This is a genomic window from Escherichia sp. MR (assembly GCF_005280595.1).
In the GTDB taxonomy this organism is placed as follows: Bacteria; Pseudomonadota; Gammaproteobacteria; order Enterobacterales; family Enterobacteriaceae; genus Escherichia; species Escherichia ruysiae.
In genome coordinates this window covers 1-206 of the sequence record NZ_SZVK01000165.1, presented here as the reverse complement: position 1 = coordinate 206, position 206 = coordinate 1, and the positions used below count along the sequence as shown (strand labels likewise).

Sequence of the window (206 nt, the reverse complement as noted above, 5' to 3'; positions counted from 1 at the left end):
CAGCGGCGCAGCGTTGATGACATCGAACGCAGCCTGCAAAACACGCGTTTATCACAGCAGGCAGAGGCACTGGAAAACCAGGGCAAATGGGCGCAGGCGGCAGCACTTCAGCGCCAGCGACTGGCGCTGGATCCCGGCAGTGTGTGGATTACTTACCGGCTTTCGCAGGATCTCTGGCAGGCCGGACAACGCAGCCAGGCCGATAC

1 pseudogene is annotated in these 206 nt (G+C 61.7%); it reads left to right on the top strand.

Features of this window, described 5'->3' with window-relative positions:
* Positions 1-206, top strand: a pseudogene (locus FC814_RS22765) (cellulose synthase); the annotation flags it as partial.